Below are 23,586 nucleotides of genomic sequence, written 5' to 3'. Positions count from 1 at the left end.
CCAATCACGTAAATGCAGGGAGGATAAGAGATGGGCAACTGGCTGAAAAAACTGGAGCAATGGGCAGGAGGCGGCGGTTCCGGCAGTCCGAAGAGGAGTCATACCTTCCGCTGGCTGATCATTCTCGGGCTGCTCGGCGCTGCGATTATGCTGTTCAACTCCTTCGTGAATGTGAAGAAGCTGGACAGCGAGAATACGGGGCGTGAGCCACCGCCAATCGAAAGTTCACAGGCGACCCTGCAGCAGGGGGATGGAGCAGCCTCTAATTCTTTTGGCACCATTGAACAGGCGATGGAGAACCGCACCAAAGAGATTCTGGAGAAAATCGTCGGCGTCGGCACAGTGGACATCATGGTTACTGTGGATTCTACAGAGGAAATCGTAGTACAGCGCAATATGAACGATTCCCAGCAGCAGAGCGAAGAGACGGATGCCAGCGGCGGTAAACGTCATACCACACAGTACACAAGGGATGGCGAAATCGTCACCTACAGCCAGTCAGGCGATGAAACTCCGATTATTACCAAGCGGATCAAACCCCAGGTGCGCGGTGTACTGGTTGTCGCCAAAGGGGCAGAGAACAAAATTGTCAGGGGTCTGATTGAAGAGGCGATAGAGAAAGGCCTGAACGTGCCAAGCTACCGTATTTCCGTAGTTCCGCGCAAGCAGGAATAGCCGATTCATAAGTACTGAAGTGCATGCTAACAAAACTAAGCGAATGCTTCCGGAGTGAGTTTTGTACGAAGTGAATCCAGGGAGTAGATGCTAACAAAACTTTTAGGAGGAATTAAAAATGAAGGGCAAACGACAGACAATTTGGTTGGTTTCCATGCTCAGTTTGATGGTGGTTCTCTCCGCATACTATTTATTCACGGAAGACTCGGGCGTCTCTCTCCCCAAAGAAACGGCTGGCAGTATGCAGGTGGATAATATTAAAAGCGGAGCTGACGGAGCCCAGTCTCCTGCTCTGGACAGCGGACTGGTTATCAACGAAGTATCTACCCAAGGGGTTGCCGGGGATGCAGGCAATGCCACAGTGAAGAAAGACAGCAGCACAACTGCCGCTACAGATGACAGTAGTAAGGCGGCCACATCGAATGATAAAGACAAGGCTGCCAATGCAGTAACCGATGAGGCTAGCACAGCCGCTGATGCCGGCAATTCCGCAGAAAAAGCGATTACAGCAGAAGCCGATAAGACACCGGCTCCGACTTCAGACCCTACTGCAAGTCCCTCCAAAACAGACAAAAATAACACGAAAACAGGCAAAGACAGCGCAGCCGCCAATACGGAGAAGAATCCAGCTAAAGGCGACGCTGCAATCCTGGACGAAGTAGCTTCACAAAGTGTTTCAGCCAGCAGCCTATTTACCAACTATCTGTACGAACGCGAGCAGAAGAATCTGAAAGACCAGAACGATCTGCTCGCCACAATCAATAACATGGATAAGACCCCTGCCGAGAATGCGGCAGCCAATGAGCAACTGAATAAGCTGGAGGAAAAGGAATCCAAAATCACCAGCGTTGAGGATCAGCTGCAGCAGAAGTACGGTGAAGCCATTGTCAAAGAGGAATCCGGCGATACCTATACTGTTGTTGTCCTCAGCGACAAGCTCGATGTGAAGCAGGCGGTTGGAATTGTAGACCTCGTTATGAAGGAACTGAGTGTTCCACAGGATAAGATCAGAGTCCAATATGTATCCGAGCAATAATATCCATTTGAGAAAAATAACAGAAAATGCCGAAAGAGCTCGGGTTATCCCGGGCTCTTTCCATTTCTAGCGTTTGTGATATAATACATAAAGTTATCTTGGAATATAAGAAGAATAAGTGACACATTGTTTTTCTTTTTTATATTTCTTGCAAGAAGCGGGTATCTGAAAGCGTTTCGGGTAAAACTGCATGTCATTTGAAGCATACGCTTCCTGAGAAGAACGGAGAAGCCTTTTTTGCTTGTGGCTTCGAGAGAAAGCTGAAGGAGTGAACTATTGAATGTTCAAGTTAAGCGAAATTAAGGAATTGATTAAATTGCTGGACCAAACCTCCTCCGTACACGAACTGGAGATTGAAAGCGAAGGAATGAAGCTTGCTATCCGCAAACCGGATCGCTCTGAAGCGGATGCAATGGCGATTCAGGCGACTCCCTATGCCTATCCTTATACGCCAGCCCCTCAGCCGCAAAGCCAGCAGTATGCTGCACCTGCGGCAGTGACCGAAATTCCGGCAGCAGCTCAGCAGCCGGTCTCTACGGAAGGCACACTGCATAAAATTGTCTCGCCGATGGTAGGGACCTTTTATAGTGCCGCTTCTCCAGAAACCCCATCCTTTGTCAATGTGGGCGACCGGGTTAGTGAAAAGTCAACGGTCTGCATCATTGAAGCCATGAAGCTGATGAATGAGCTGGAGGCGGAAGTCAGAGGCGAAATCGTGTCCGTACTCGCGGAGAATGGCCAGCTTGTTGAATATGGCCAGCCGCTGTTCCTGGTCAAACCGGAATAACAGCCGCGAGAATCATGAGGAGCTAGCTAGCTTCGTTAAACTTTGGGAGGAAACGCATGAACATTCAAAAAGTGTTGATTGCCAACCGCGGTGAAATCGCGGTCCGCATTATCAGAGCTTGCCGTGAACTGGGCATATCCACCGTTGCGGTTTACTCGGAGCCTGACCGGGATTCATTGCACGTCCGGCTGGCTGATGAAGCGTACTGCATTGGCCCGATGCCAGCCAAGGACAGCTATCTGAACTTTACCAATATTATGAGTGTAGCTACATTGACGGAATGCGACGCCATTCATCCCGGTTACGGATTTTTGGCCGAGAATGCGGATTTCGCAGAGATTTGTGAATCCTGCAACATCACTTTTATCGGACCTTCGCCGGATGCCATCACCCGCATGGGTGACAAGGCTGTGGCCAAGGAAACGATGAAGCTGGCAGGTGTTCCGATTATTCCGGGCTCTGACGGGCTTGTGGGCGATGTGGAGGAGGCAGTCATGCTGGGCCGCGATATCGGCTACCCGATTATCGTCAAGGCTACTGCAGGCGGCGGAGGCAAGGGCATCCGCATAGCCGAGGATGAGGAATCCCTGGTGAAGCAGATCACAGCTGCCCAGCAGGAAGCGCAAAAGGCCTTCGGCAATGCCGGGGTTTACCTGGAGAAATTCCTGACGGGTATGAAGCATGTGGAGATTCAGATTATTGCCGACAACCATGGCAATGTGGTGCATCTGGGGGAACGGGACTGTTCTGTGCAGCGCCGGCGTCAGAAGCTGATTGAAGAAGCACCTTGCTCGGTTCTGACTCAGGATATCCGCGATGCCATGGGCCAGGCTGCCGTACGTGCGGCACAAGCCGTGAATTACTCGGGTGCGGGTACACTCGAATTCCTGCTTGGACCGGATGGCCAATTTTATTTCATGGAAATGAACACCCGGATTCAGGTTGAGCATCCGGTAACAGAAATGGTCACGGGTGTCGACCTGATCAAAGAGATGATTTCTGTTGCGGAAGGCAACCCTTTATCCTTTACCCAGGAAGACATTCATATTAATGGCTGGTCCATGGAATGCCGGATCAATGCGGAAGATCCGGAGAAGAACTTCATGCCTTCACCGGGCAAAATCGGCTTTTATCTGCCGCCGGGAGGTTTAGGTGTACGGGTGGACAGCGCAGCATATCCGGGGTATACGATCTCCCCTTTTTATGACTCGATGATTGCCAAGCTAATTGTATGGGCTCCGACCCGCCAGGAAGCCATCGCCAAGATGAAGCGGGCGCTCTCCGAATTTGCTGTGGAAGGCATACATACAACGATTTCATTCCACCAGAAATTGCTGGAGCATCCGGTGTTTTTGGACGGTAATTTTGATATTAAATTCCTGGAGGATTATGAAATTTAGGACGGCTTTGCTTTGTTTGTCATAAAGTTCGCCAAATGATATAGTATGTTTAATAAGAGACGTGCTTTGCGCTTGAAATATTGAACAACTTTTTCTTTGAAAGGTGTGAGTCCACAATGAGTACATTGCCGACAGAATACGAACGTACGGAAATCGGTGAAATCCAGATCGCTCCAGAAGTGATTGAGGTAATCGCAGGTTTGGCAACCGTGGAAGTTAAAGGCGTGGCAGGCATGAGCGGCGGTTTTGCCGGAGGCATTGTTGAGCTTCTTGGCCGTAAGAACCTCTCCAAAGGTGTAAAGGTAGAGGTTGGGCAACGCGAAGCTGCAGTGGATGTGTCCGTGATTATCGAGTACGGCAACCGTCTCCCGGAAGTGGCTGCTGAAATTCAGCGCAACGTGAAGCGTTCCATTGAGACCATGACTGGTCTGACCGTAGTTGAAGTGAATGTGCATATTCATGATGTTCAGTTCCGCAGCAATACCGCTGTAGACAAGAACGAAGAAACGGACGCGGTTCTCCGCGTGAAATAAAGCCAGCTTTCTTCCATAAACCCCCGACAGCACCGTCGAGGGTTTACTCTAATTTAAGGAGGTTATGAGACTCGTGGCAAAAATTTTGGACAGGCTCCTGCTGTTCCTCTACAGCTTATGCATCGGAATATTATCTGTAATTGCCATCCTCCTGTTAAGCGGTGCCATTCCGGACTCCTTTGAAATGCTGGACAGACCTGAGGCATATATAGCTGCCATAGCTGTTGCTGTGATTTTGTTCCTGCTGAGCATCCGTTTCTTCTACATTTCACTGCGGCGTGACCGGGCATCCTTGCCTTCGGTCGATCAGCGCACAGAGTATGGTGACATTCAAATCTCCATGGAAACGATTGAGAACCTGAGCCTGAAGGCTGCCGGCAAAGTCAAGGGCATCAGAGATCTGAAGTCGCGAATCCGGGTTTCGCAGGCGGGTCTTGAGATTATGATCCGCGCAGTGGTGGACGGGGAGCATTCCCTTCCGCTTCTGACTACCGAGGTTCAGCGTCAGGTGCATGATTTTGTGCAGGAAACGACCGGTATTCCGGTAGCGGACGTCTCGGTATACATTGCTAACCTCACACAGTCTCCAAGCTTCAAAAGTCGAGTGGAATAGAGGTGAGTTTCCCTTATGTTGTGGAAAGCAGTATGGGAAAGTCACGGGGGTAGAATTGCCGGAGTCACCTTCGGTGTCGTTCTCGGGTTGATTTATTTGATTAGCGGTTTTTGGGATATGCTGTTCTTTGCACTGGTTGTGTTCATAGGATATACGCTTGGCAAAAGAAAGGACACCGCTCAGCCCCCGCTGTTTCAGTGGCAGGAGCTGGTTGGGCGGTTGTCCGGACGCTGGCGTCCTTTCAAATGAACCGCGATAGTTTTTCTTCCGGAGCCTGGAACCCGTACGTATGAGTTGCCTGATGCCGGAGGAAGGGCTGCGCGGTTTTTTTTGCAGTTGGTGCTCTCTTAGAGGATAGAACCTGCTCCATTAAGCTTACAATAGTTGCAGGAAGAAACAATGATACACCCAATATAAGCAAACAAGATATGTTTGTAGGAGGAACACATGAAAAGACGTTTAGCAAGAGAAATTATTGTCCAAAGCCTGTATCAGATGGAAATGAATGAAGTGGAAAGTTCGGAAGCGGTGGAAATGCTGATAGCCGAAGCTTCGGAAGAAAATGAGACCGAGCGTGTAATTACAGACGAAATCGAGCTGAAAGCATATGTTGTAGCGCATGTGAACGGTGTGTGGGAACATAAGATGGCCATTGATGATATGCTGGAGCATTACCTGAAGGGCTGGCAGATGAGCCGGCTCTCACGGGTGGACCGCCAGATTCTCCGTCTCGCTACTTATGAGATGGTCTTTGCGAATGATGTGCCAGCCAAGGTTTCTGTCAATGAAGCCATTGATCTGGCCAAACATTTTGGCACTGATGATTCCGGAAAGTTCGTTAACGGTGTGCTTGGGAAGATGATTCAGGAGATTGATACGCTTAAGACGGATCTGTAAAAGCTGTTTTTTTCGAAATATAAGAATGTACAGGTTTCACGCTTCATCCAAACTTTCAAAGCAGATAAAAGGGGAGAGAATTACATGACAGCAGCAATTATCAGCGGTAAACAAGTATCTGACGAAATTCGTATCGACATTGCCCGGGAAGTTGCCTCATTAGCCGAACGGGGCGTAAAGCCTGGTCTTGCTGTTGTGCTCGTTGGCGAAGACGCTGCATCTCAGGTCTATGTGCGCAATAAAGAAAAATCCAGTACTGAACTGGGGTTCCATTCCGAAGTGCACAGACTGGATGCTGCGACAAGTCAGGAAGAGTTGCTGGCGCTTGTAGCTGAACTGAACCGCAGGGATGAAATTGACGGTATTCTGGTTCAGCTTCCGCTTCCAAATCACATTGACGAGAAGGCTGTAATTAATGCCATTGCTGTGGAAAAAGATGTGGACGGCTTCCATCCGATTAACGTCGGCAATCTGGTTATCGGGGATGACAGCCTCTTGCCCTGCACGCCTGCGGGTGTGATCGAGCTGATCAAACGCACAGGCACCGGAATGTCCGGCAAGCATGCAGTCGTAATCGGACGGAGCAACATTGTCGGCAAACCGGTATCCCTGCTGCTTCAGCGCGAGAATGCTACGGTAACGATGTGTCATTCGCGGACTGCGAACATGGCTGAACTTAGCCGTCAGGCAGATATTCTAGTTGTTGCTATTGGCCGGGCCAACTTCATTGACGGCTCTTTTGTGAAGCCGGGCGCGGTAGTTATCGATGTTGGAATGAACCGTCTGGATAACGGCAAGCTGGCTGGAGATGTGGACTATGAAAGCGCGAGGGAAGTTGCCGGATACATTACTCCGGTACCTGGTGGCGTAGGACCGATGACCATTACCATGCTGATGGCTAATACACTGACTGCAGCCAAACGCCGCCGCGGCCTGGATAAGGAATAGGTAGCGCCCATGGCGGCAGATCGGCAGGTTTATTCAATTAAAGAGCTTAACCGTTATATTCGCATGAAGCTCGATTCGGATATAGTACTCTCCGATGTATGGGTTCGCGGGGAAATCTCGAATTTCACCCACCATGGCAGCGGTCATATGTATTTTACCCTTAAGGATGAGAGCAGCCGGATCAAGTCCATCATGTTCGCTTCCCATAACCAGCGGTTGCCCTTTGTGCCGAAGGAAGGGACTAAGGTGATCGCAAGAGGCAATGTGACCGTTTACGAACGGGACGGGCAGTACCAGTTTTATGCCACGCATATGCAGCCCGATGGTATCGGGAGTTTGTACCTGGCCTATGAACAGCTGAAGAATAAGCTGGAGCTGGAAGGCCTGTTCGCGGCGGCACGCAAACGGCCGCTCCCTCGGTTTCCCCGCTGCATCGGGGTAGTCACTTCCCCGACAGGTGCGGCTGTGCGGGACATTATCATCACGCTGCAGCGGCGGTTTCCGCAGGTTGCAGTTGTGCTGTATCCAGTCCTGGTACAGGGGAAAGGTGCAGGGCCTTCCATTGTGAAGGCGATTGAGAATCTAAACGCTATGGGCGAAGCCGATGTACTCATTGTCGGACGAGGGGGCGGCTCCCTGGAAGAACTGTGGGCCTTCAATGAGGAGGTCGTAGCCCGCGCAATTGCGGCGTCCCGTATTCCGGTCATCTCGGCCGTAGGCCACGAGACCGACTTCACGATCGCCGACTTCGCCGCCGATCTTCGGGCGGCAACCCCGACGGCGGCGGCCGAGCTGGCCGTGCCGCATGCCGCGGAGTTGGCGGCGCAGCTCCGCACGGCGCAGCAGCGCCTGCGCCAGGGGCTGCTGCGCCGCTCGCAGCGTGGCGGCGAGCGCCTGGCCTCGCTGCAGCGCTCGCTGGCGCTGGTCGGCCCACGCCGCCAGCTGGCCCAGCACGCGCAGCGGCTGGACATGCTGCGCGGGGGGCTGCTCCGCGCAGCGAGAGACCGGCACGGCCGAGCGCGGGAGCGCCAGGCCGTGCTGCATCACAGCCTGCAGCGCTTCCACCCGCAGGCGAGTGTCAGCGCGGCGCGGCGGCGCACCGAGAGCATCACCCGCGAGCTTGCGGGTGCTATGCAGGTGCGCCTGCAGGAGAAGCGCTCGCGCTTTGCTGCCGAGCTGCGCCATCTCGATGCGCTCAGTCCGCTTAAGGTGATGTCGCGGGGGTACAGTCTCGTCTATGACGAGCAGGAAGAGCACTTAATCAAATCGCTGAACGAAGTAGAACTTGGCGATATGGTCAACATAAAGCTGAATGACGGACAGCTAAGCTGCCAGGTATGGGGAATGAAGGAGGATGGCATAACGAATGGCGAAGGAAGCTGAATTGGACTTTGAAGGAGCCATGGAGCGGCTGGAAGAAATCGTGCGTGAGCTGGAGCACGGCGACGTTCCCCTGGAAAAGGCAATCGATTTGTTTCAGCAGGGCATGAAGCTCTCGCAGCTGTGCGGAAGTAAGCTGGAGCAGGTGGAGCGCAAAATCGAAATGATCACCGAGATGGACGGAGAACTGCGTAAGAAACCATTCGGTGCCCGGCTGGAAGGTGACGGCGATGAGTCGCTTTGAGCCCAAACAGGCGGCAGAGCTTACGGGTAATCTGCAGCGTCAGCCGCTGAGTGAATATATTACGGAGATCAGCGGCCTGGTTGTGAAGGAGCTGGAGGCGGCCTTACCTGAGCATTGGAAGGTACCCGGCAGTCTGAAGGATGCGATGAACTATTCCCTGCAAGCCGGGGGCAAGCGTCTCCGCCCGCTGCTGGTGATCGCCGCCTGCGAGGCACTGGGAGGCAGCCGTGAAGCGGCTCTGCCGGTAGCAGCTGCAATCGAAATGGTACATACCTATTCGCTGATCCACGATGATCTGCCCGCTATGGATAATGATGATTACCGGCGCGGCAAACTGACGAATCACAAGGTGTTTGGCGAGGCTACGGCGATTCTGGCCGGAGATGCGCTGCTGACACATGCCTTTTACAGCGTTGTCCAGGCTTCACGGAGACATGGCATTTCAGCGGACAGGGCCCTTTCCGTTGTTGAGGATCTGGCAGAAATGGCAGGCCCGCGGGGCATGGTTGGAGGACAAATCGCCGATATGGAGGGCGAACAGGGGCTTACCGATCTCCAGCAGCTTCAGTACATCCACCAACATAAGACAGGGGATTTGATCATCTTCTCCCTTGTGGCAGGCGGACGAATTGCAGGGGCAGACAGCAGACAGCTTGAAGCATTGCGTGATTTCGGAACCCATATCGGACTGGCCTTTCAGATTCAGGATGATATTCTTGATCTGGTCGGGGACGAAGGCAAGCTCGGCAAAAAAACAGGCAGCGACGTTAAGCAGCAGAAGGTGACTTACCCGTACTTTATCGGGCTGGACGCCTCCCGCGAAGAAGTCCAGCGGCTGACAGCGGCCGCCCGCAGTGCAGTACTTGAAGGCGGTTTTCACGACAGTACCCGCCTCTTGGACATCGCGGAATACCTGATGAAGCGTGATCACTAGCATGAATTCCGGGACGGCTGTATTTCGACAGCCGTTTCGTTTGTGTTATAATGGGGTTTATATATATTTTACAACATCTAGGAAAGCGGGGAATACTCGTGCTGCTTCCACAAATAAATGATCCTCAGCAACTTAAATCTTTGTCAGTCGAGGAGCTGGCTACCCTTGCGGAGGAGATCCGCAGGTTTCTGATCGAGAAGCTTACTGCAACCGGCGGGCACCTCGGCTCCAATCTGGGGGTAGTGGAGCTCACGCTGGCCCTGCACTACTGTTATGATAGTCCCCGGGACAAAATGATATATGACGTAGGGCACCAGGCATATGTCCATAAGATATTGACCGGCCGCCAGGACCGTTTTGACACGCTGCGCAAAAAAGACGGATTGTGCGGCTTTGTTAAGCGTTCGGAGAGTGAACATGATGTCTGGGAAGCCGGGCACAGCAGTACTTCGCTGTCAGCGGCAATGGGTATGGCCATGGCCCGTGATCTGAAAGGCGAAGACAACAAGGTTATCGCTGTAATCGGGGACGGAGCGCTGACCGGCGGGATGGCGTTTGAAGCACTTAACCATATCGGCCACGAACGCCGCAAGCTGATGGTTATCCTCAATGACAACGAAATGTCGATTGCGCCGAATGTGGGGGCAATGCACAACTATTTGAGCAAAATCCGTTCGGACCGCCACTACCTGCGTGCAAAGGATGAAGTCGAAGGACTGCTGAAGAAGATTCCTGCCATCGGTGGAAGGCTGGCCAAGACCGCCCAGAATGTGAAAGACAGTCTTAAATATATGATGGTTCCCGGCGTGTTGTTCGAGGAGCTTGGCTTCACATACCTTGGACCGGTCGACGGTCATGACATGGAGAAGCTGATTGACACCTTCCATCAAGCCGATAATGTATCCGGTCCTGTACTGGTGCATGTTCTGACTACTAAGGGCAAGGGGTACAAACCTGCTGAAACCGATTTCTACAAATCACATGCGATTTCTCCTTATAAAATTGAGTCCGGACAGTCCTTAAAAGCTGTCGGGAATCCTATGTATACTGAAGTGTTTGGTCAGACATTAATTGAACTGGGCCGTCAAGACAAGCGGCTGATCGCAGTGACTCCGGCGATGCCTGGCGGCTCAGGACTGTTCCCTTTCGCCAAGGAATTTCCCGACCGGATGATTGATGTCGGTATTGCTGAGCAGCATGCGGCAACTTTATGCGCAGCCTTGGCGATGGAGGGGATGAAACCTGTGTATGCAGTGTATTCTACCTTTATGCAGCGGGCCTATGATCAGATTGTGCATGATATCTGTCGTCATAACGCCAATGTTATGTTCGCTATCGACCGTGCAGGCTTTGTCGGTGCTGACGGCGAGACACATCAAGGGGTATATGATATAGCCTTTATGCGCCATATTCCGAATATGGTGATGATGATGCCGAAGGATGAGAACGAGCTGCGCCATATGATGAAGACAGCTCTTGAATATAATGATGGTCCGATCGCTTACCGGTATCCGCGGATTGACGGCACCGGTGTTGACATGGATACCGAGCTGCAGGTACTTCCAATCGGTTCCTGGGAGCGGCTGCGTCCAGGCGATGACTACGCTGTACTCGCCTGCGGACCTATGGTTCAGGTGGCTGAAGAAGCGGCAGAGCAGCTGAAGCGGGAAGGCATTCAGTTGAGTGTTGTCAACGCCCGCTTCCTGAAGCCCCTTGACAGCTCCATGCTATTGGATCTGGCCCATGCGGGCACCGGCATGATTGTACTGGAAGAAGCCAGCCAGGCGGGAAGTCTAGGCAGCGCGGTGCTTGAATTTTATGCGGAGCATGAAATTTATGATGCCCGTGTTCATTTGATGGGCGTGCCGGATATCTTTGTAGAGCATGGCTCAATCAAAGAACAGCGCCAGCAAACCGGATTGACTGTTGAAGCAGTAGTCAGCCGGATCAAGGTGATGAAGGCATCGAGCTCATTTGCCTATAAGACGACTTCAACCTCCTGAACAGGACAGTTGAAGCGGCAAGCCTAAGAACAATCAGGAGATGACCATGGAACACCCTAAGGAACGGATCGACGTATTGTTAGTGGAACAAGGATTTTACGAGAGCCGTGAGAAGGCCAAGGCTGCTATCATGGCTGGGTTGGTACTTGCGAATGAGGAGCGGATTGAGAAGGCCGGGATGAAGGTGCTGCGTTCCTCCGTCCTACGGGTAAAAGGTGCAGTGCACCCTTATGTCAGCCGTGGCGGGTTGAAGCTGGAGAAGGCGCTGCGGCAGTTTGGCATTGACCTGAACGGGCGCACCATGCTGGATATCGGTTCTTCAACAGGAGGCTTTACCGATTGCGCACTCCAGAACGGAGCAAGCCATGTCTACGCTATTGATGTAGGCTATAATCAGCTGGACTGGAGTCTACGCAATGATGAACGGGTAAGTGTGATGGAGCAGACGAATTTCCGTTATATGACCCCACCCGACCTTCAAGGCCCTGTTCCCGATTTTGCCAGTATAGATGTATCATTTATTTCTTTGAAGATTATTTTACCGCCGCTGATGGCGCTTCTTGAACGCCCTGCAGATATTGCCGCACTGATTAAGCCGCAGTTCGAAGCCGGCCGGGAAAAGGTCGGGAAATCCGGTGTGGTCCGCGAACCGGCTGTCCACAAAGAGGTGCTCATGAACGTTCTGGGCATGGCTGCAGAACTGGGCTACCAGCTGAAAGGCTTAACCTTCTCCCCCATCACTGGCGGTGAAGGCAATATCGAGTTTTTGGCCCACTGGAAGCTCCTGCCTGAGGCAGTGGAGTCCGGCGATGAACAGCCTTCAGGAGAACTACAGCCGGACAATTTCGCAGCACTTGCTGAGGCCGTGATCAAGGAAGCGGCAGCAACCTTCAAAGTCAGCAAATCTGGAAACTCATCCAAGTGATGAGTTTCTTTTTGACTGTACCAAAGCTTTTTTGCAATATACAGAGGAATAAGGTAGTCTAGCCTTATCTTTCCTCTATGTGGAATTGCTACAATCACTTTCAACTACGATTTCGGCTGCCAAAGCAGGATTTTAGCGGGGTTCACGCGAATTAATCACCGAGGTGATGAAGGTGGCGGGCTCTGATAAAGCCGTAATGGTGCTAATTGGACTGGCAGTCGCAATATTTATCATTTATCGGATTTACATATGGCTGCAAAGCTCCCCGCGTTCGTTCATTAAGGACAGGCTGCCGCTGAATAAAGTCATTTTGCCTCATCCTTCCATTGATTTGCTGGAAGCAGCGGGCTACGAAGTGATTGGAGGCAAACTGAAGATTCCGCTGTCTTTTAATGTAGACGGGGCTTCCATGTACAGCAGACTGTTCATTGATTATGTTGCGAGCAAGGAAGAGGACTCCTACTATTTAGTCATTCTATCCCGCCCGCGCAAAACGCTCGACTTTACCGGCAGCAGCCTCCGGGATTCACTTTTGCCGTACCTGCTGATTTATCCGGACTGCAGCGGAGTGCTATATGTCAATACCGTCACTTCCGTGATCCATGAGATCAGGCTTGGTAAAGATGACGGCGAATCCACTTAGAAAGTTAACTTAACCATACAGGAGGCAATAATGAAGGGTCACAGGCACATTAAGATACGTGAAATCATTACACAACAGGAAATTGAGACGCAAGACGATTTGGTGGAAGCACTGCGCGAGGCCGGTTTTCAGGTTACCCAGGCTACGGTGTCGCGGGATATTAAGGAGCTTTTGCTGATAAAAGTCCCTATGGACGACGGGAGATACAAATATTCGCTGCCTACAGATCAGCGGTACAACCCGACACAGAAGCTGAAACGTGTGCTGGTGGACAATTTTGTGCATATTGATTCCTCCGGGAACCTGGTGGTGATGAAATGTCTCCCGGGAACGGCTAACTCAGTCGCAGCCTTGATCGATAATATTGATTGGCCGCAGATTATGGGCACCATTTCTGGTGACGATACGATCCTGATTATCTGCCGCCAGCCAGAGAACAGCAAAGACGTAATTTCGCAAATTATGGGATATATATCCTAGAATCATAGATGTCGCAATCATCTTTTCGGAGGTGCTGTATTCGTGTTAGACACATTATCGATCCGTAATCTTGCCGTTGTTGAAGCGGTAGATGTGCATTTTTATCCCGGTTTTCATGTACTTACAGGGGAGACCGGTGCAGGGAAATCAATCATTATCGATGCGCTTGGGCTTGTGGTCGGAGGCCGTGGCTCAGCGGATTCCATCCGTTACGGCACGGACAAGGCGGAGATGGAAGCGCTCTTCAGCCTGCCTACTTCGCATCCCGTATGGGAGACGCTGGAGCGTCTTGGTATCACGGCGGACCCGGAGGAGCATCTGATTATCCGCCGTGAGATTACCTCTCAAGGCAAAAGCACTTCGCGTGTCAACGGACAGATGGTGAATCTCAGCATGCTGCGGGAAATCGGTGAACAGCTGGTTAATATTCACGGACAGCATGAGCATCAGAATCTGCTGAAGGCAGAGCGCCATCTGGGCCTGCTGGATACTTACGGCGAAGCTGTTATTGGACCGCTCAAGGCCGACTATCAAGAGAAATATACCGCCTTTGCCAAGGTGGAAAAAGAACTCCGTGAGTTGCAGGAAACCAGCCAGAAGGCCTATCAGATGCTGGATTTATACCGTTTTCAGCTGGAGGAAATTTCTTCCGCAGGACTAAAACCTGGGGAAGATGAATTACTTGCCGAAGAAAGGGTCAAACTATCCCACAGCGAGAAAATGATGGATTCCGTATCTGGCGCATACGAGCTACTGTATGACAGGCAGGGGCTGGAATCCATCGGAAATGTGATTTCCCGGCTGGAGGATGCGGTTCGGTACGATGAGAAGGGTCTGAAGGGTGTCCTGGACCAGCTTCAATCCTCGTATTACCAGCTGGAGGATGCCGCCTTTCAGCTGCGGGATTACCGTGAGGATATTGAGTTCAACCCGGCACGGCTCGAGGATATTGAGAACCGGTTGGATCAGATCTCTGGACTTCGGCGCAAATATGGAGATAGTGTAGAGCAGATTCTGGCTTATTATGAACAAATTAGCCGGGAGACCGATTTGCTGGAGAATAAGGACGAATATATTGAGAAGCTGACCGTAAAGCGCAACGGACTCCTGAACACACTAATGGAAGCAGCGGAAGCGCTCAGTGAAGCACGCCGGCAGTGTGCAGCAGATTTGGCTACCCAAGTTGAAAGTGAACTGAAGGACCTGCAGATGGAACGGACCTCGCTTCAGGTAAAAATGGATATTCTGGAAGACCCCCGCGGTGTGGAATACCAGGACCGCCGCTACCGGCTGACCCGCCAAGGCATCGACAGTGCAGAGTTCATGATCTCTCCAAATCCAGGTGAGCCGCTCCGCCCGTTGGGCAAAATCGCTTCAGGCGGTGAGCTGTCGCGGATTATGCTGGCGATGAAGAGTATTTTTGCCCGGCATGATGCGATCCCTGTACTCATTTTTGACGAAGTGGACACCGGGGTCAGCGGAAGGGCAGCCCAGTCGATCGCTGACAAGCTGTACAAGCTTTCAGCCACCTGTCAGGTGTTCTCCATTACCCATCTGCCTCAGGTAGCGTGCATGGCTGATCATCAGTATCTAATCCGCAAAAAAGTGGAAGACGGACGAACGATGACCGAAGTGGAGTCGCTGCCCTTGGAAGGCCGCGTCATGGAGCTGGCCCGAATGCTGGGCGGTGTGGAAATTACCGAAAAAACCTTGCACCACGCACAGGAAATGCTCGGTCTGGCTGAGGCCAGCAAGGCGGCTGCAGGGTAAGCGGGACAATGATTGACAGTAATAAAAGCCTGGGGGCAAGGTTATCTTATAGGTACGCAATTGGCGACCACCTTTTTCGTCAAGCGAAAGAAGCAAAAGGGAGCGTGACAGCCATTGAAGCCAAACCTCAGGAAGTTAATGCCCGGCCTTTTATTTGCCTTCTTTCTCAGCTTATCAGGAATAACGGGTCCTCATCAGAGCTATGCCGCAGCTCAGGATACCCAGCCTGGCAAGACCGTATTGGGGGAAACCCGTGACCTCAGGGTAATCCCGGGAGGGCAAACGATTGGTGTGAAAGTAAAGTCTGCAGGCGTGCTTGTTGTAGGACATCATTTAATTGAAGTGTCAAAGCAGTCCAAGCTTTCCCCTGGAGAGAACAGCGGTTTACTGCCCGGGGATTTGATGATCTCCATCAATGGGGTGAAGCTGGACGAGGTGTCCAAGGTTTCCAGGCTGGTGGAGCATGCAGGCAAATCCCATCAACCCCTTACCATTGTGTACAAACGTGCTGGCAAAGAGCATACAGCTCAGCTGACACCAGCGTATGACCGCAATGACAAGGTATGGCGCCTGGGCCTCTATATCCGCGATTCTGCGGCGGGTGTCGGGACTTTGACCTTTTATGCGCCGGAGCAGGGAGTGTATGGTGCACTGGGACATGTTATTACCGATATGAACACCGGGACGCCCATTGTCGTCGGCAGCGGACACATTGTGCAATCCAGCGTGACCTCCATTTCCAAGAGCCAGGATGGCGATCCAGGTGAGAAACGGGCACATTTTCTTAAGGAGAGTCAGGTCCTCGGGAATGTGGAGAGTAATACGGATTTCGGAATCTTCGGTAAAATGACCCGTAATCCGGAGCATAGCCTATACGAGAAACCGATCCCGGTGGCTATGAGCAATGAGGTGAAGGAAGGTCCGGCGCAAATTCTGACGGTTGTGGATGGACAGCAGGTGGAACGATTTAATGTAGAGATCATTCATGTAGCACGTCAGGATACACCAGCAACCAAAGGCATGGTGCTGCGTATTACCGATCCCCGTCTGATTGATAAGACTGGTGGCATAGTCCAAGGCATGAGCGGCAGTCCTATTGTACAGAATGGGCGTTTGGTCGGTGCGGTAACCCATGTATTCGTCAATGATCCGAAATCAGGCTATGGCTGTTTTATCGAATGGATGCTTCAGGATTCCGGTGCAGCCCTGCAAAAACATACTTTTCCCTATGATCTTAAGGCGGTTTAGCCTTAAGATTTTTTTGTCGAAGGCCAGCGAACAAGATCGAACCATGAAATAAAATAATTAATTATAATCCAACTCTAAAAAAAAATAAAGAAAAATAATTTTCGACAGAAGGATATTGAATCAGTATGTCGAAACTGTAAGGGAGCGAAGATAAATGATTATTTTCGAATAGCAGATATAAATAAGGAGGAAGCAGCCAGTGCAGAACATTGAAGTGTTGTTGGCCGATGACAACAGGGAGTTTACGAATTTGCTTGCCGAGTACATTACGGAACAAGAAGATATGACCGTGACGGGCATCGCCTATAATGGGGAAGAAGTACTTCAAATGCTGAGCGAAGCACGCAAAATTCCCGATGTCCTTATTCTTGATATCATCATGCCTCATTTGGACGGATTGGGTGTCCTGGAGCGCCTGCGCGATATGGATCTGAAGCCGGAACCAAAGGTCATTATGCTGACCGCCTTCGGTCAGGAGAACATCACTCAGCGTGCTGTGCAGTTAGGCGCATCTTATTATATTTTGAAGCCATTCGATATGGAGGTTCTCGCCAACCGTGTGCGGCAACTCGCCGGTACACAGGGCAGCATGAGCACTTCATCCAGCATGTCCAATTATTCGGGCTCCAGAGGAAGCAACGTAGTGCCGCTCTCCAAGGGCAAGAACCTGGATGCCAACATTACCTCGATCATTCATGAAATCGGCGTACCTGCGCATATCAAGGGTTATCAGTATCTGCGTGAAGCCATTACCATGGTCTATAATAACATTGAGATCCTGGGCGCCATCACCAAGACCTTGTACCCGGCAATAGCCGAAAAATTCAAGACAACGCCGTCTCGTGTAGAACGCGCCATCCGCCACGCCATCGAAGTGGCCTGGACCCGTGGTAACATCGACAGCATCTCCCACCTGTTCGGCTATACCATTAATATCTCCAAATCCAAGCCGACTAACTCGGAATTTATTGCCATGGTAGCCGACAAGCTACGGATTGAGCATAAGGTGTCTTGAAAGGGTAAGGATTAGGATATGTGAGGGGTTTTGAAATCTGATTATTTTTCATGACACACCCGATAAACCAAAAAGTTTATCGGGTTATTATTCGACCACGTCGACCGGTGATGTATTGATAGGTCGCATATAAAATCTAAGGAGGACAGAACGGAGAGAAACGTAACATACAACAAAAGGAGGTTGTGGATTTTCACCCACAACCTCCTTTTGTTAACACTCCCCATGTAGAGCCAGTCCTTCTGTTCTATACAAAATAAGGATCTGGTTTAAATAAAAGAATGAAGAAATCAACTAAAGCTCCGATTCCCATCAACCCTCCAGTAAATAGATAAAGGATCCCAGTCCCAATTTTGCCTTCATAAAATCTATGTACTCCAAAGACACCAAGGAAGAAACAGAGAAGAACGGAAACCCATTTGCTTTTTCTTCTACCAGACCCTGCATTGTTGTTTACATTAGTGTTCATATTAGAATTATTAATAACAATATGGGGTTGAGAGGCAGCTCCTTTCAACTCTTCTACTTGCAGTCCGCACTTATTACACACGACTGCTCTTAGAGGTATTTTCTCCCCGCAGTGTAAGCAAAATTTCATTTGAGTTGAATTCGTTGGTTGTGCTGTTCTTAGGTTAGAACCAGACATTTTATATTCCTCCAGCAAATAATAATATAGGTAATTTCACCTAGGAATATTCTATCATATATTGTTGAAATAGAGGGAAATTTATTAATAAATGGAATTATATTTAATTTAAAAATATTCAAATTTAAATATATGTATTTATTTTCCTAGTCCTAAGAGCCTAAACCCGAATATCGATCGACGGTGATCCAGAGGATTTATCATTTTGCTGACCCGATACGCCGGTGGCTGGGGCCTCAGCGGTGCCTGTTTTCTTTTGGCTTGCCGAAGAATGGTCCTGATCGTCTTTCTCTGCACCTTCGGGATGTAAAAGTGATCTGGGGAGATCTTTTCTTGTTGCTGCGGTGTTGTCGTTGTCTTTCAGTTCGGATACTACATCTCCAATCTTGCTGTCGATGCCGCGAACAGTAGATTTAATATCCTGCACCCTGTCTCTTTTGGCTTGAAGGACTGTGCGTTCCGCATTTTCCAGCATAGTGGCTCTTCCGGCATCATGGGTTGGGTTGTTGGATAATCGGACTTCCTCCAGCTTCACCTCACCCTCCAAAGGCTTGATTTCACCTTCCACCTTCTTGCTAAGGCCAACCAGCTTACCCAGACGGTCATAAGTGGTATGATTCTGCAGTAGGACATGCATGGATTCAGCGGTAATATCCGTTGCGGGGTCCGTTTCAGGCTTTTTAGTTTCGGTCTTATTGGGCTTGCTGTTCTCTATTTTTTCCTGCATTTCCTCGGCTTTAATCTGGGCGATCTGTGCATCAATTTCCTGTATGGATGTTTTCAGGGCCTGTACCCGTTCCTGCTTTAGTTTTTTATCCATGTTCTCATTGGATTTTACGGCTTCAATTTGCTCGTTGAGTCTGGATTTCTGGTCCATCAGGCCTTGAATTTCTTTGTCTCTGGAATTTGAAATGGCTTGATGGCTGGTATTTTGAATAGGACTGGTGTTATTAGATATAGATGAGATCAATGCCACGAGGATTTCCTCCTAAATGAAAGAATTATTTTCCATATAAAAGCTATATCGGTAATAGGACAAGGGAAAATAAGTAAACCCGGCTTCTCCGGCTAAAGTTTTTTAGGTATTAATTGTTATAATGAAACACAAAGTGTTATGTTGTGTTATGATATAGGTAGAGGTGACTCCTATGAACGATTTCGATAACTATCCCGATGAGCTGGGGAACTTCATCCGGCACTTCAGAAAAACCCGTGGGTTGACCTTAAGAGGGCTTGAGGAGAAGAGCGGTATCAGCTACTCCCAGCTCAGCAAGATTGAACGGGGCGAGAGTATTCCGCTAAAAGATAATCTGGATAAGATTATTGAGGCGCTTGGAGCAGATCTCAAGAACCGGATGTACCATCTGGCGGATTATATGCCTGACCTTGAATATATCAAGACCCTCAAGCAGGGATATAAGCACCCGCAGCACAATCAGTCGCAGGATTACATCTATGAGACAGCTTTCAACAAGCTGAAGGAATTCCGGGCGAAGGAAGGCAAGGAAACCTCCTATGTTTCGTTTGACTCGAACGAGGTGATCGTTTATGAAACGGAATATGGGGCAGGAATGGTAATAGAAAAAATTGAGAAATATAATCTTAACGATGTACTGAACGATAAATTTGAAGGCAGTCTGGACTCTCTGCGCAAGCAGCCCCGTAAAGGCAGACAGGCGTACATGTTCGGAGAGTGGCTTCGGGAATGTATCTACGAGCTGAAGGAAGACGAGCAGGATCAGGTCATTCAAGCCCTTAAGGAATTTACTCAATTTAAAGTGCAGCAGGTTAACGGAGCCTTCAAATAACAGCTGACCTCATCCGTTTTCAATAATGAATAATGTTGCCCTTTCTTGCAGCCATCTATTCATCTTGAACCATATAGCAACCAACAAAAAATGGTATGACAGAAAAGGGGAAATCCTAATGAGAGTTAATATGAAATTTACCAGCAAGGGAAAAGCCGCGATTGAGAATTTCAACAATGAAGAGCTGCTTGAGATCTTTGCCAGATATATCAAAACATTGACCAAGAAGTATGACATTGAAGTGGATGTACCTCTTGAAGTGAACCAGAATATTGTGAGTGATGGAACGGTTATAGCCATGGCACAGAACGTGAAGTGTGATGTGGATACTTTCTTCAAGGAGCTGGGCCGGGATATTAAGGTTCCCCTGAAAAAAAGACTGGGCGGTAAGCTGGAGAACGTCTTCAAAACGGAGTTTATTGAGTAGTCTTTTGCCATTGTTCCTCATAAAGAAGCCAGCTCCACTGAATAGTGAGGCTGGCTTCTTTGCTGTCTGTTGCAGATCATACATCATGTGTTCATAAGATATATGTAGGAGTGCTGAGAAATTAACGGTCAATCTTCGGAACGGTCAAAGTCACCCATGTTTCTCCCGGTCAGAACAGTTTCGATGATCTCAATGAAATCAAGTGAGGCTTTGGCCTCCACTGCCAATTCGTAGATGTTCAAAAGTTGTTCGTCAGATAATAGCTCCAGGGATGAGGGGCGCGGAGAAGGATGAAAATAATAATCCATTAGATTCCTCCATCGGTTATTTTGGTAGATTGAGAAAATACTGCGAATCTATTTAAATGGTACCATTTGGAAGGTAACCCGTCTCCTGTCATTCGCCCTGTGAATAGTTCTTTACAACTGATGCATCTTATGGGATAATATATAACTTTTTTCGGTGGAATTAAAAAACCATCTCGAAACCAGTGGTTGTCGGGATGGCTGATGATGCCTTATTGAGTATGATGTTATGATTCAGAGGTATCTTTGCGTGAGGCTAAAAATCGTTTGAGCCTTGTTTCATTTGGTTCTGATACTGTAGCGAATTGTTCTCCCTCTTGAAACGTAACAATTTTACGTTCCGAATCATAACTTTCAATATTACTTAGACTAACTACATTGCTGCGGTCAAGACGCTCGAAACCTTTGCCCTTATAAGCAGCCAAGAGATCGGAAAGTGTGGTAGGGAGAACAAACTCGCCTTCTTTCGTATGGACGAATATTGTATTCTTATAGCTGGAGAAATACAATATATCTTCTTCCCGGATATCCCGGGAGAACCCGTCATTTAACAAGACCCGCATGTTCTCCCCATCCTTGTAAATTACTTCCGCAATTCTTTAGGTGCTTCTGGACTGTGAAATCCAAGCTTCATAATAGATACAAAGAAACGGGCGGAAGCTTCAAGCGCTATAGAAGCGTGCTTGGCCACTGTTGCCTTCATAATTCTCCCCTACCTTTCCTCGAAATTACTGTTAAGGATTGGAGTAAAAAGGCCAATCCGATGACAGAAGAATTAATGAAAAAATTACAGCCAACTAATCCCATTGAAATCAATTTCAAAGCTGGAAACCATCTAAGAGGAATTTGCGCGTTTTGATCTGGATTAGGAGCGAAAAAAATCATTATAATTAAGCAAACAGCGTTAATTATCCAAAGATAATTTCCCGGAAAGCTAAGGAAATATGGAATGAGGGAGCAGGATAAAAATGTAACGATGTTGCAGGCTGCTGCGGTCTTTAAGTGCTTTCCGCCCGAACAGACACGCAGCAACGAAAAAGAAATATAGAATATTAGAGTGTCTGTCAAATTATTTAAAGTCCAGCCAATGATAAGGGTAGCTATAAAAGTGAAAAATGTATTGAGAAGAATATTCAAAGCGTATTGCATCACTTCAATAGAACAGGTTTCCTCAGGATTAGCGCGTTTAATAGCGAGAGATATTTTAATTGCTAAGCTGTTCAGAATTCCTCACCACGGTTCTTTTTATCAGATTGATATAAATATCCATATAAAAAAACGGCATAGATTAAAGGGATTATGAAGAAAAATCGATATAAATGTTCTGCAAAATATAGCATTAACATAATAAACAATATGGAGGGAAGGGTTAAAGCGAGCATGATTTTCTCGCGTTTAGAAATGATAACCTTTGCATCAGGCTTATCTGGTATGAAGTCAAATCCTTTTCGCTTCTTGCCGGTATAATGACCAACTATGAATGTAATTGTTGATGTAACGATCTGTAAGATATAGATACCTGTAGATGTGAATGGATACTGAAGATTATAGATACCCGTTGTATTCATAATAAAATATATAGCAGACTGAATTAATAAATAGGACTGATATGCCATAGCGGTCATAATAAAAGAATAAAAAATATGTATTCGAAAGAGAAGCCAAAGAAAGCAAATAATAAGTGTATACTGAACAAGGATATCAATCTCTGGCAACTGGTAATCATTACGAAGGATATAAGAAAAAAACGCCATTATTAGTCCCGCAAAGATGATTTCTTTCGGATATAGATCGATCTTAAATAATTTGAATCCCAGATAAAATAAAGCGGAGCTTTCCAGTACCGAAAACACCATATACAGCAAAAATTCCAGCATGCTTACACTCCCGGAGATCAGGTTCACTCAACTTCTATTCTTGCAAATATTATACATAATGTACTAAAATACAACAACAGCATTTGACACTTTTCGGTAAATATTTCTTCATGAGAGAGGGTTAATTATGAACCAGCGTCCTGAACAAAAGGAATACAGCGAATTTCCGGCCCGATACATTGCATTGGTGCCTCCAGAAGGGGATCTTGTGGCTATCTTAAGAGAACAATCCGGTTTGATCTATGAACTGCTGGAAGGGCTGAGCGAGGAGCAGGGGAACTACCGTTATGCAGAAGGAAAATGGAGCATCAAGCAGCTGCTTGGGCATCTGACCGACAACGACCGCATCATGTCCTACCGTCTGCTTGCTATTGCCAGGGGAGAAAAGGCTCCGCTGCCTGGGTATGAGGAGAATGATTATGCGGCGGCAGGGGAATTTGACCGGTTCACGTTGAGTGAAATGGTACAGCACTACAAGCTGGTTCGCATGTCTACCATTGCTCTGCTGGAGAGTCTGCCTGAGGAAGCCTGGACCCGGATAGGGACAGCCAGTAATCATCCGATTTCCGTCAGAGCAATAGCTTGTGTCATCATTGGGCATGAGCTTCATCATCTGAATGTTCTGAACGAACGCTACTTGAAGTAAGGCATAAGGTGCAACGAAGACCGTGTGAAAAGGGAGGAGGAAGCTGCGGGTGGGCTTATTTAAAGGTATACTGCATTTCTTCATTCCAAGAGAACGCACGCTGGTGTTCACGACTTTTGATCAGGCTCAATATTTTAGAGCCAAAGGCCGCCTTACTGAGGCTGGCATTCCCCATCGTTCCAAAATCAATGGAGGAATGCAGGCTACGGTCCAGCGCGTCCTATATGGCGGCAAAGCTTCCGTTCAGCATGATCTCTATGTCCGCAAGGAAGATGAGTACCTTGCAGCACAGGCAATCCATTAACACAAGGCTTCCGCTATCCATACAAAAAGCACACACTATGCG

29 protein-coding genes are annotated in these 23,586 nt (G+C 48.9%); 23 read left to right on the top strand and 6 right to left on the bottom strand.

The genetic code is table 11. From position 1 onward, the window contains the following. The first annotated feature begins 30 nt into the window (after positions 1 to 30). The 19 genes from spoIIIAG (at position 31) to spo0A (ending at position 17,531) form a co-directional block, all read left to right on the top strand. Entirely contained in the window at positions 31 to 675 is a 645-nt protein-coding gene (gene spoIIIAG, locus A3848_RS12580; protein ID WP_074085291.1) for a stage III sporulation protein AG, read from the top strand. A 118-nt stretch (positions 676 to 793) separates the two neighbouring features. Beyond that, positions 794 to 1,711, top strand: coding sequence for a SpoIIIAH-like family protein (locus tag A3848_RS12575; RefSeq protein WP_074085290.1), 918 nt, complete (start codon positions 794 to 796; stop codon positions 1,709 to 1,711). A gap of 280 nt (positions 1,712 to 1,991) precedes the next feature. After that, complete coding sequence (gene accB, locus A3848_RS12570) at positions 1,992 to 2,498, top strand: acetyl-CoA carboxylase biotin carboxyl carrier protein (RefSeq protein ID WP_074085289.1); 507 nt, start codon at positions 1,992 to 1,994, stop codon at positions 2,496 to 2,498. A 56-nt stretch (positions 2,499 to 2,554) separates the two neighbouring features. Beyond that, positions 2,555 to 3,898 (top strand): acetyl-CoA carboxylase biotin carboxylase subunit, encoded by a 1,344-nt coding sequence (gene accC, locus A3848_RS12565; protein WP_074085288.1) that lies wholly within the window; start codon positions 2,555 to 2,557, stop codon positions 3,896 to 3,898. Between the two features lie 116 nt (positions 3,899 to 4,014). Then, positions 4,015 to 4,431: an Asp23/Gls24 family envelope stress response protein gene (locus A3848_RS12560; RefSeq protein WP_074085287.1), complete on the top strand. Its 417-nt coding sequence runs from the start codon at positions 4,015 to 4,017 to the stop codon at positions 4,429 to 4,431. Between the two features lie 73 nt (positions 4,432 to 4,504). Beyond that, positions 4,505 to 5,044, top strand: coding sequence for an alkaline shock response membrane anchor protein AmaP (amaP, locus tag A3848_RS12555; RefSeq protein WP_074085286.1), 540 nt, complete (start codon positions 4,505 to 4,507; stop codon positions 5,042 to 5,044). 15 nt (positions 5,045 to 5,059) lie between these two features. Then, on the top strand, positions 5,060 to 5,293 hold the full coding sequence (locus A3848_RS12550) for a DUF2273 domain-containing protein (protein WP_074085285.1): 234 nt from the start codon (positions 5,060 to 5,062) through the stop codon (positions 5,291 to 5,293). Positions 5,294 to 5,491: 198 nt separating this feature from the next. Beyond that, positions 5,492 to 5,941, top strand: coding sequence for a transcription antitermination factor NusB (gene nusB, locus A3848_RS12545; protein WP_074085284.1), 450 nt, complete (start codon positions 5,492 to 5,494; stop codon positions 5,939 to 5,941). Positions 5,942 to 6,025: 84 nt separating this feature from the next. Further along, positions 6,026 to 6,889 (top strand): bifunctional methylenetetrahydrofolate dehydrogenase/methenyltetrahydrofolate cyclohydrolase FolD, encoded by an 864-nt coding sequence (folD, locus tag A3848_RS12540; protein WP_074085283.1) that lies wholly within the window; start codon positions 6,026 to 6,028, stop codon positions 6,887 to 6,889. 9 nt (positions 6,890 to 6,898) lie between these two features. Continuing rightward, positions 6,899 to 8,272, top strand: a complete 1,374-nt coding sequence (xseA, locus tag A3848_RS12535) for an exodeoxyribonuclease VII large subunit (RefSeq protein ID WP_074085282.1) — start codon at positions 6,899 to 6,901, stop codon at positions 8,270 to 8,272. Beyond that, the gene (gene xseB, locus A3848_RS12530; protein ID WP_074085281.1) at positions 8,256 to 8,513 is read left to right on the top strand and encodes an exodeoxyribonuclease VII small subunit; all 258 of its coding nucleotides are present in this window, start codon (positions 8,256 to 8,258) and stop codon (positions 8,511 to 8,513) included. Before xseA ends, xseB begins: the two co-directional genes overlap by 17 nt. Beyond that, a complete protein-coding gene (locus A3848_RS12525) occupies positions 8,500 to 9,447 on the top strand; it encodes a polyprenyl synthetase family protein (protein ID WP_074085280.1) in 948 nt (315 codons plus the stop codon). Before xseB ends, A3848_RS12525 begins: the two co-directional genes overlap by 14 nt. 98 nt (positions 9,448 to 9,545) lie before the next feature. Next, on the top strand, positions 9,546 to 11,450 hold the full coding sequence (gene dxs / locus A3848_RS12520) for a 1-deoxy-D-xylulose-5-phosphate synthase (protein ID WP_074085279.1): 1,905 nt from the start codon (positions 9,546 to 9,548) through the stop codon (positions 11,448 to 11,450). Positions 11,451 to 11,496: 46 nt separating this feature from the next. Continuing rightward, entirely contained in the window at positions 11,497 to 12,375 is an 879-nt protein-coding gene (locus A3848_RS12515) for a TlyA family RNA methyltransferase (protein WP_074085278.1), read from the top strand. A gap of 163 nt (positions 12,376 to 12,538) precedes the next feature. Then, entirely contained in the window at positions 12,539 to 13,018 is a 480-nt protein-coding gene (locus A3848_RS12510) for a hypothetical protein (RefSeq protein WP_178381988.1), read from the top strand. Between the two features lie 30 nt (positions 13,019 to 13,048). Beyond that, on the top strand, positions 13,049 to 13,498 hold the full coding sequence (ahrC, locus tag A3848_RS12505) for a transcriptional regulator AhrC/ArgR (RefSeq protein WP_074085276.1): 450 nt from the start codon (positions 13,049 to 13,051) through the stop codon (positions 13,496 to 13,498). Between the two features lie 42 nt (positions 13,499 to 13,540). Beyond that, positions 13,541 to 15,268 (top strand): DNA repair protein RecN, encoded by a 1,728-nt coding sequence (recN, locus tag A3848_RS12500; RefSeq protein WP_074085275.1) that lies wholly within the window; start codon positions 13,541 to 13,543, stop codon positions 15,266 to 15,268. Positions 15,269 to 15,406: 138 nt separating this feature from the next. Beyond that, positions 15,407 to 16,516, top strand: a complete 1,110-nt coding sequence (gene spoIVB / locus A3848_RS12495) for a SpoIVB peptidase (protein ID WP_256702338.1) — start codon at positions 15,407 to 15,409, stop codon at positions 16,514 to 16,516. Between the two features lie 199 nt (positions 16,517 to 16,715). Continuing rightward, positions 16,716 to 17,531, top strand: a complete 816-nt coding sequence (gene spo0A, locus A3848_RS12490; protein ID WP_074085273.1) for a sporulation transcription factor Spo0A — start codon at positions 16,716 to 16,718, stop codon at positions 17,529 to 17,531. 247 nt (positions 17,532 to 17,778) lie between these two features. Here spo0A and A3848_RS12485 read toward each other — a convergent pair whose 3' ends face one another. Both A3848_RS12485 and A3848_RS12480 read right to left on the bottom strand, forming a co-directional pair. Next, complete coding sequence (locus tag A3848_RS12485; protein WP_074085272.1) at positions 17,779 to 18,177, bottom strand: TM2 domain-containing protein; 399 nt, start codon at positions 18,175 to 18,177, stop codon at positions 17,779 to 17,781. A 160-nt stretch (positions 18,178 to 18,337) separates the two neighbouring features. After that, on the bottom strand, positions 18,338 to 19,153 hold the full coding sequence (locus A3848_RS12480) for a FlxA-like family protein (protein ID WP_074085271.1): 816 nt from the start codon (positions 19,151 to 19,153) through the stop codon (positions 18,338 to 18,340). 172 nt (positions 19,154 to 19,325) lie between these two features. Here A3848_RS12480 and A3848_RS12475 point away from each other — a divergent pair, with 172 nt between their 5' ends. After that, positions 19,326 to 19,985: a helix-turn-helix domain-containing protein gene (locus A3848_RS12475; RefSeq protein WP_074085270.1), complete on the top strand. Its 660-nt coding sequence runs from the start codon at positions 19,326 to 19,328 to the stop codon at positions 19,983 to 19,985. A gap of 118 nt (positions 19,986 to 20,103) precedes the next feature. Next, positions 20,104 to 20,412: a hypothetical protein gene (locus A3848_RS12470; protein ID WP_074085269.1), complete on the top strand. Its 309-nt coding sequence runs from the start codon at positions 20,104 to 20,106 to the stop codon at positions 20,410 to 20,412. 128 nt (positions 20,413 to 20,540) lie between these two features. On the opposite strand, the gene sda is transcribed toward A3848_RS12470, so the two are convergent. The 4 genes from sda to A3848_RS12450 form a co-directional block, all read right to left on the bottom strand. Continuing rightward, the gene (sda, locus tag A3848_RS12465; RefSeq protein ID WP_074085268.1) at positions 20,541 to 20,720 is read right to left on the bottom strand and encodes a sporulation histidine kinase inhibitor Sda; all 180 of its coding nucleotides are present in this window, start codon (positions 20,718 to 20,720) and stop codon (positions 20,541 to 20,543) included. A 224-nt stretch (positions 20,721 to 20,944) separates the two neighbouring features. Further along, positions 20,945 to 21,280, bottom strand: coding sequence for a LytTR family DNA-binding domain-containing protein (locus tag A3848_RS12460; RefSeq protein ID WP_074085267.1), 336 nt, complete (start codon positions 21,278 to 21,280; stop codon positions 20,945 to 20,947). Positions 21,281 to 21,416: 136 nt separating this feature from the next. Further along, a complete protein-coding gene (locus A3848_RS33555; protein WP_083606904.1) occupies positions 21,417 to 21,866 on the bottom strand; it encodes an accessory gene regulator B family protein in 450 nt (149 codons plus the stop codon). 71 nt (positions 21,867 to 21,937) lie between these two features. After that, a complete protein-coding gene (locus tag A3848_RS12450; protein WP_074085265.1) occupies positions 21,938 to 22,594 on the bottom strand; it encodes a hypothetical protein in 657 nt (218 codons plus the stop codon). A gap of 127 nt (positions 22,595 to 22,721) precedes the next feature. On the opposite strand from A3848_RS12450, the gene A3848_RS12445 reads away from it, so the two are divergent. Both A3848_RS12445 and A3848_RS12440 read left to right on the top strand, forming a co-directional pair. Then, positions 22,722 to 23,240, top strand: coding sequence for a DinB family protein (locus A3848_RS12445; protein WP_074085264.1), 519 nt, complete (start codon positions 22,722 to 22,724; stop codon positions 23,238 to 23,240). Between the two features lie 49 nt (positions 23,241 to 23,289). Further along, positions 23,290 to 23,544 (top strand): hypothetical protein, encoded by a 255-nt coding sequence (locus A3848_RS12440; protein ID WP_074085263.1) that lies wholly within the window; start codon positions 23,290 to 23,292, stop codon positions 23,542 to 23,544. Positions 23,545 to 23,586: the final 42 nt, after the last annotated feature.

It is taken from the genome of Paenibacillus sp. P32E (genome assembly GCF_001909085.1).
Lineage (GTDB): Bacteria > Bacillota > Bacilli > Paenibacillales > Paenibacillaceae > Paenibacillus_AQ > Paenibacillus_AQ helianthi.
This window is presented reverse-complemented; position numbering and strand designations above follow the sequence as displayed.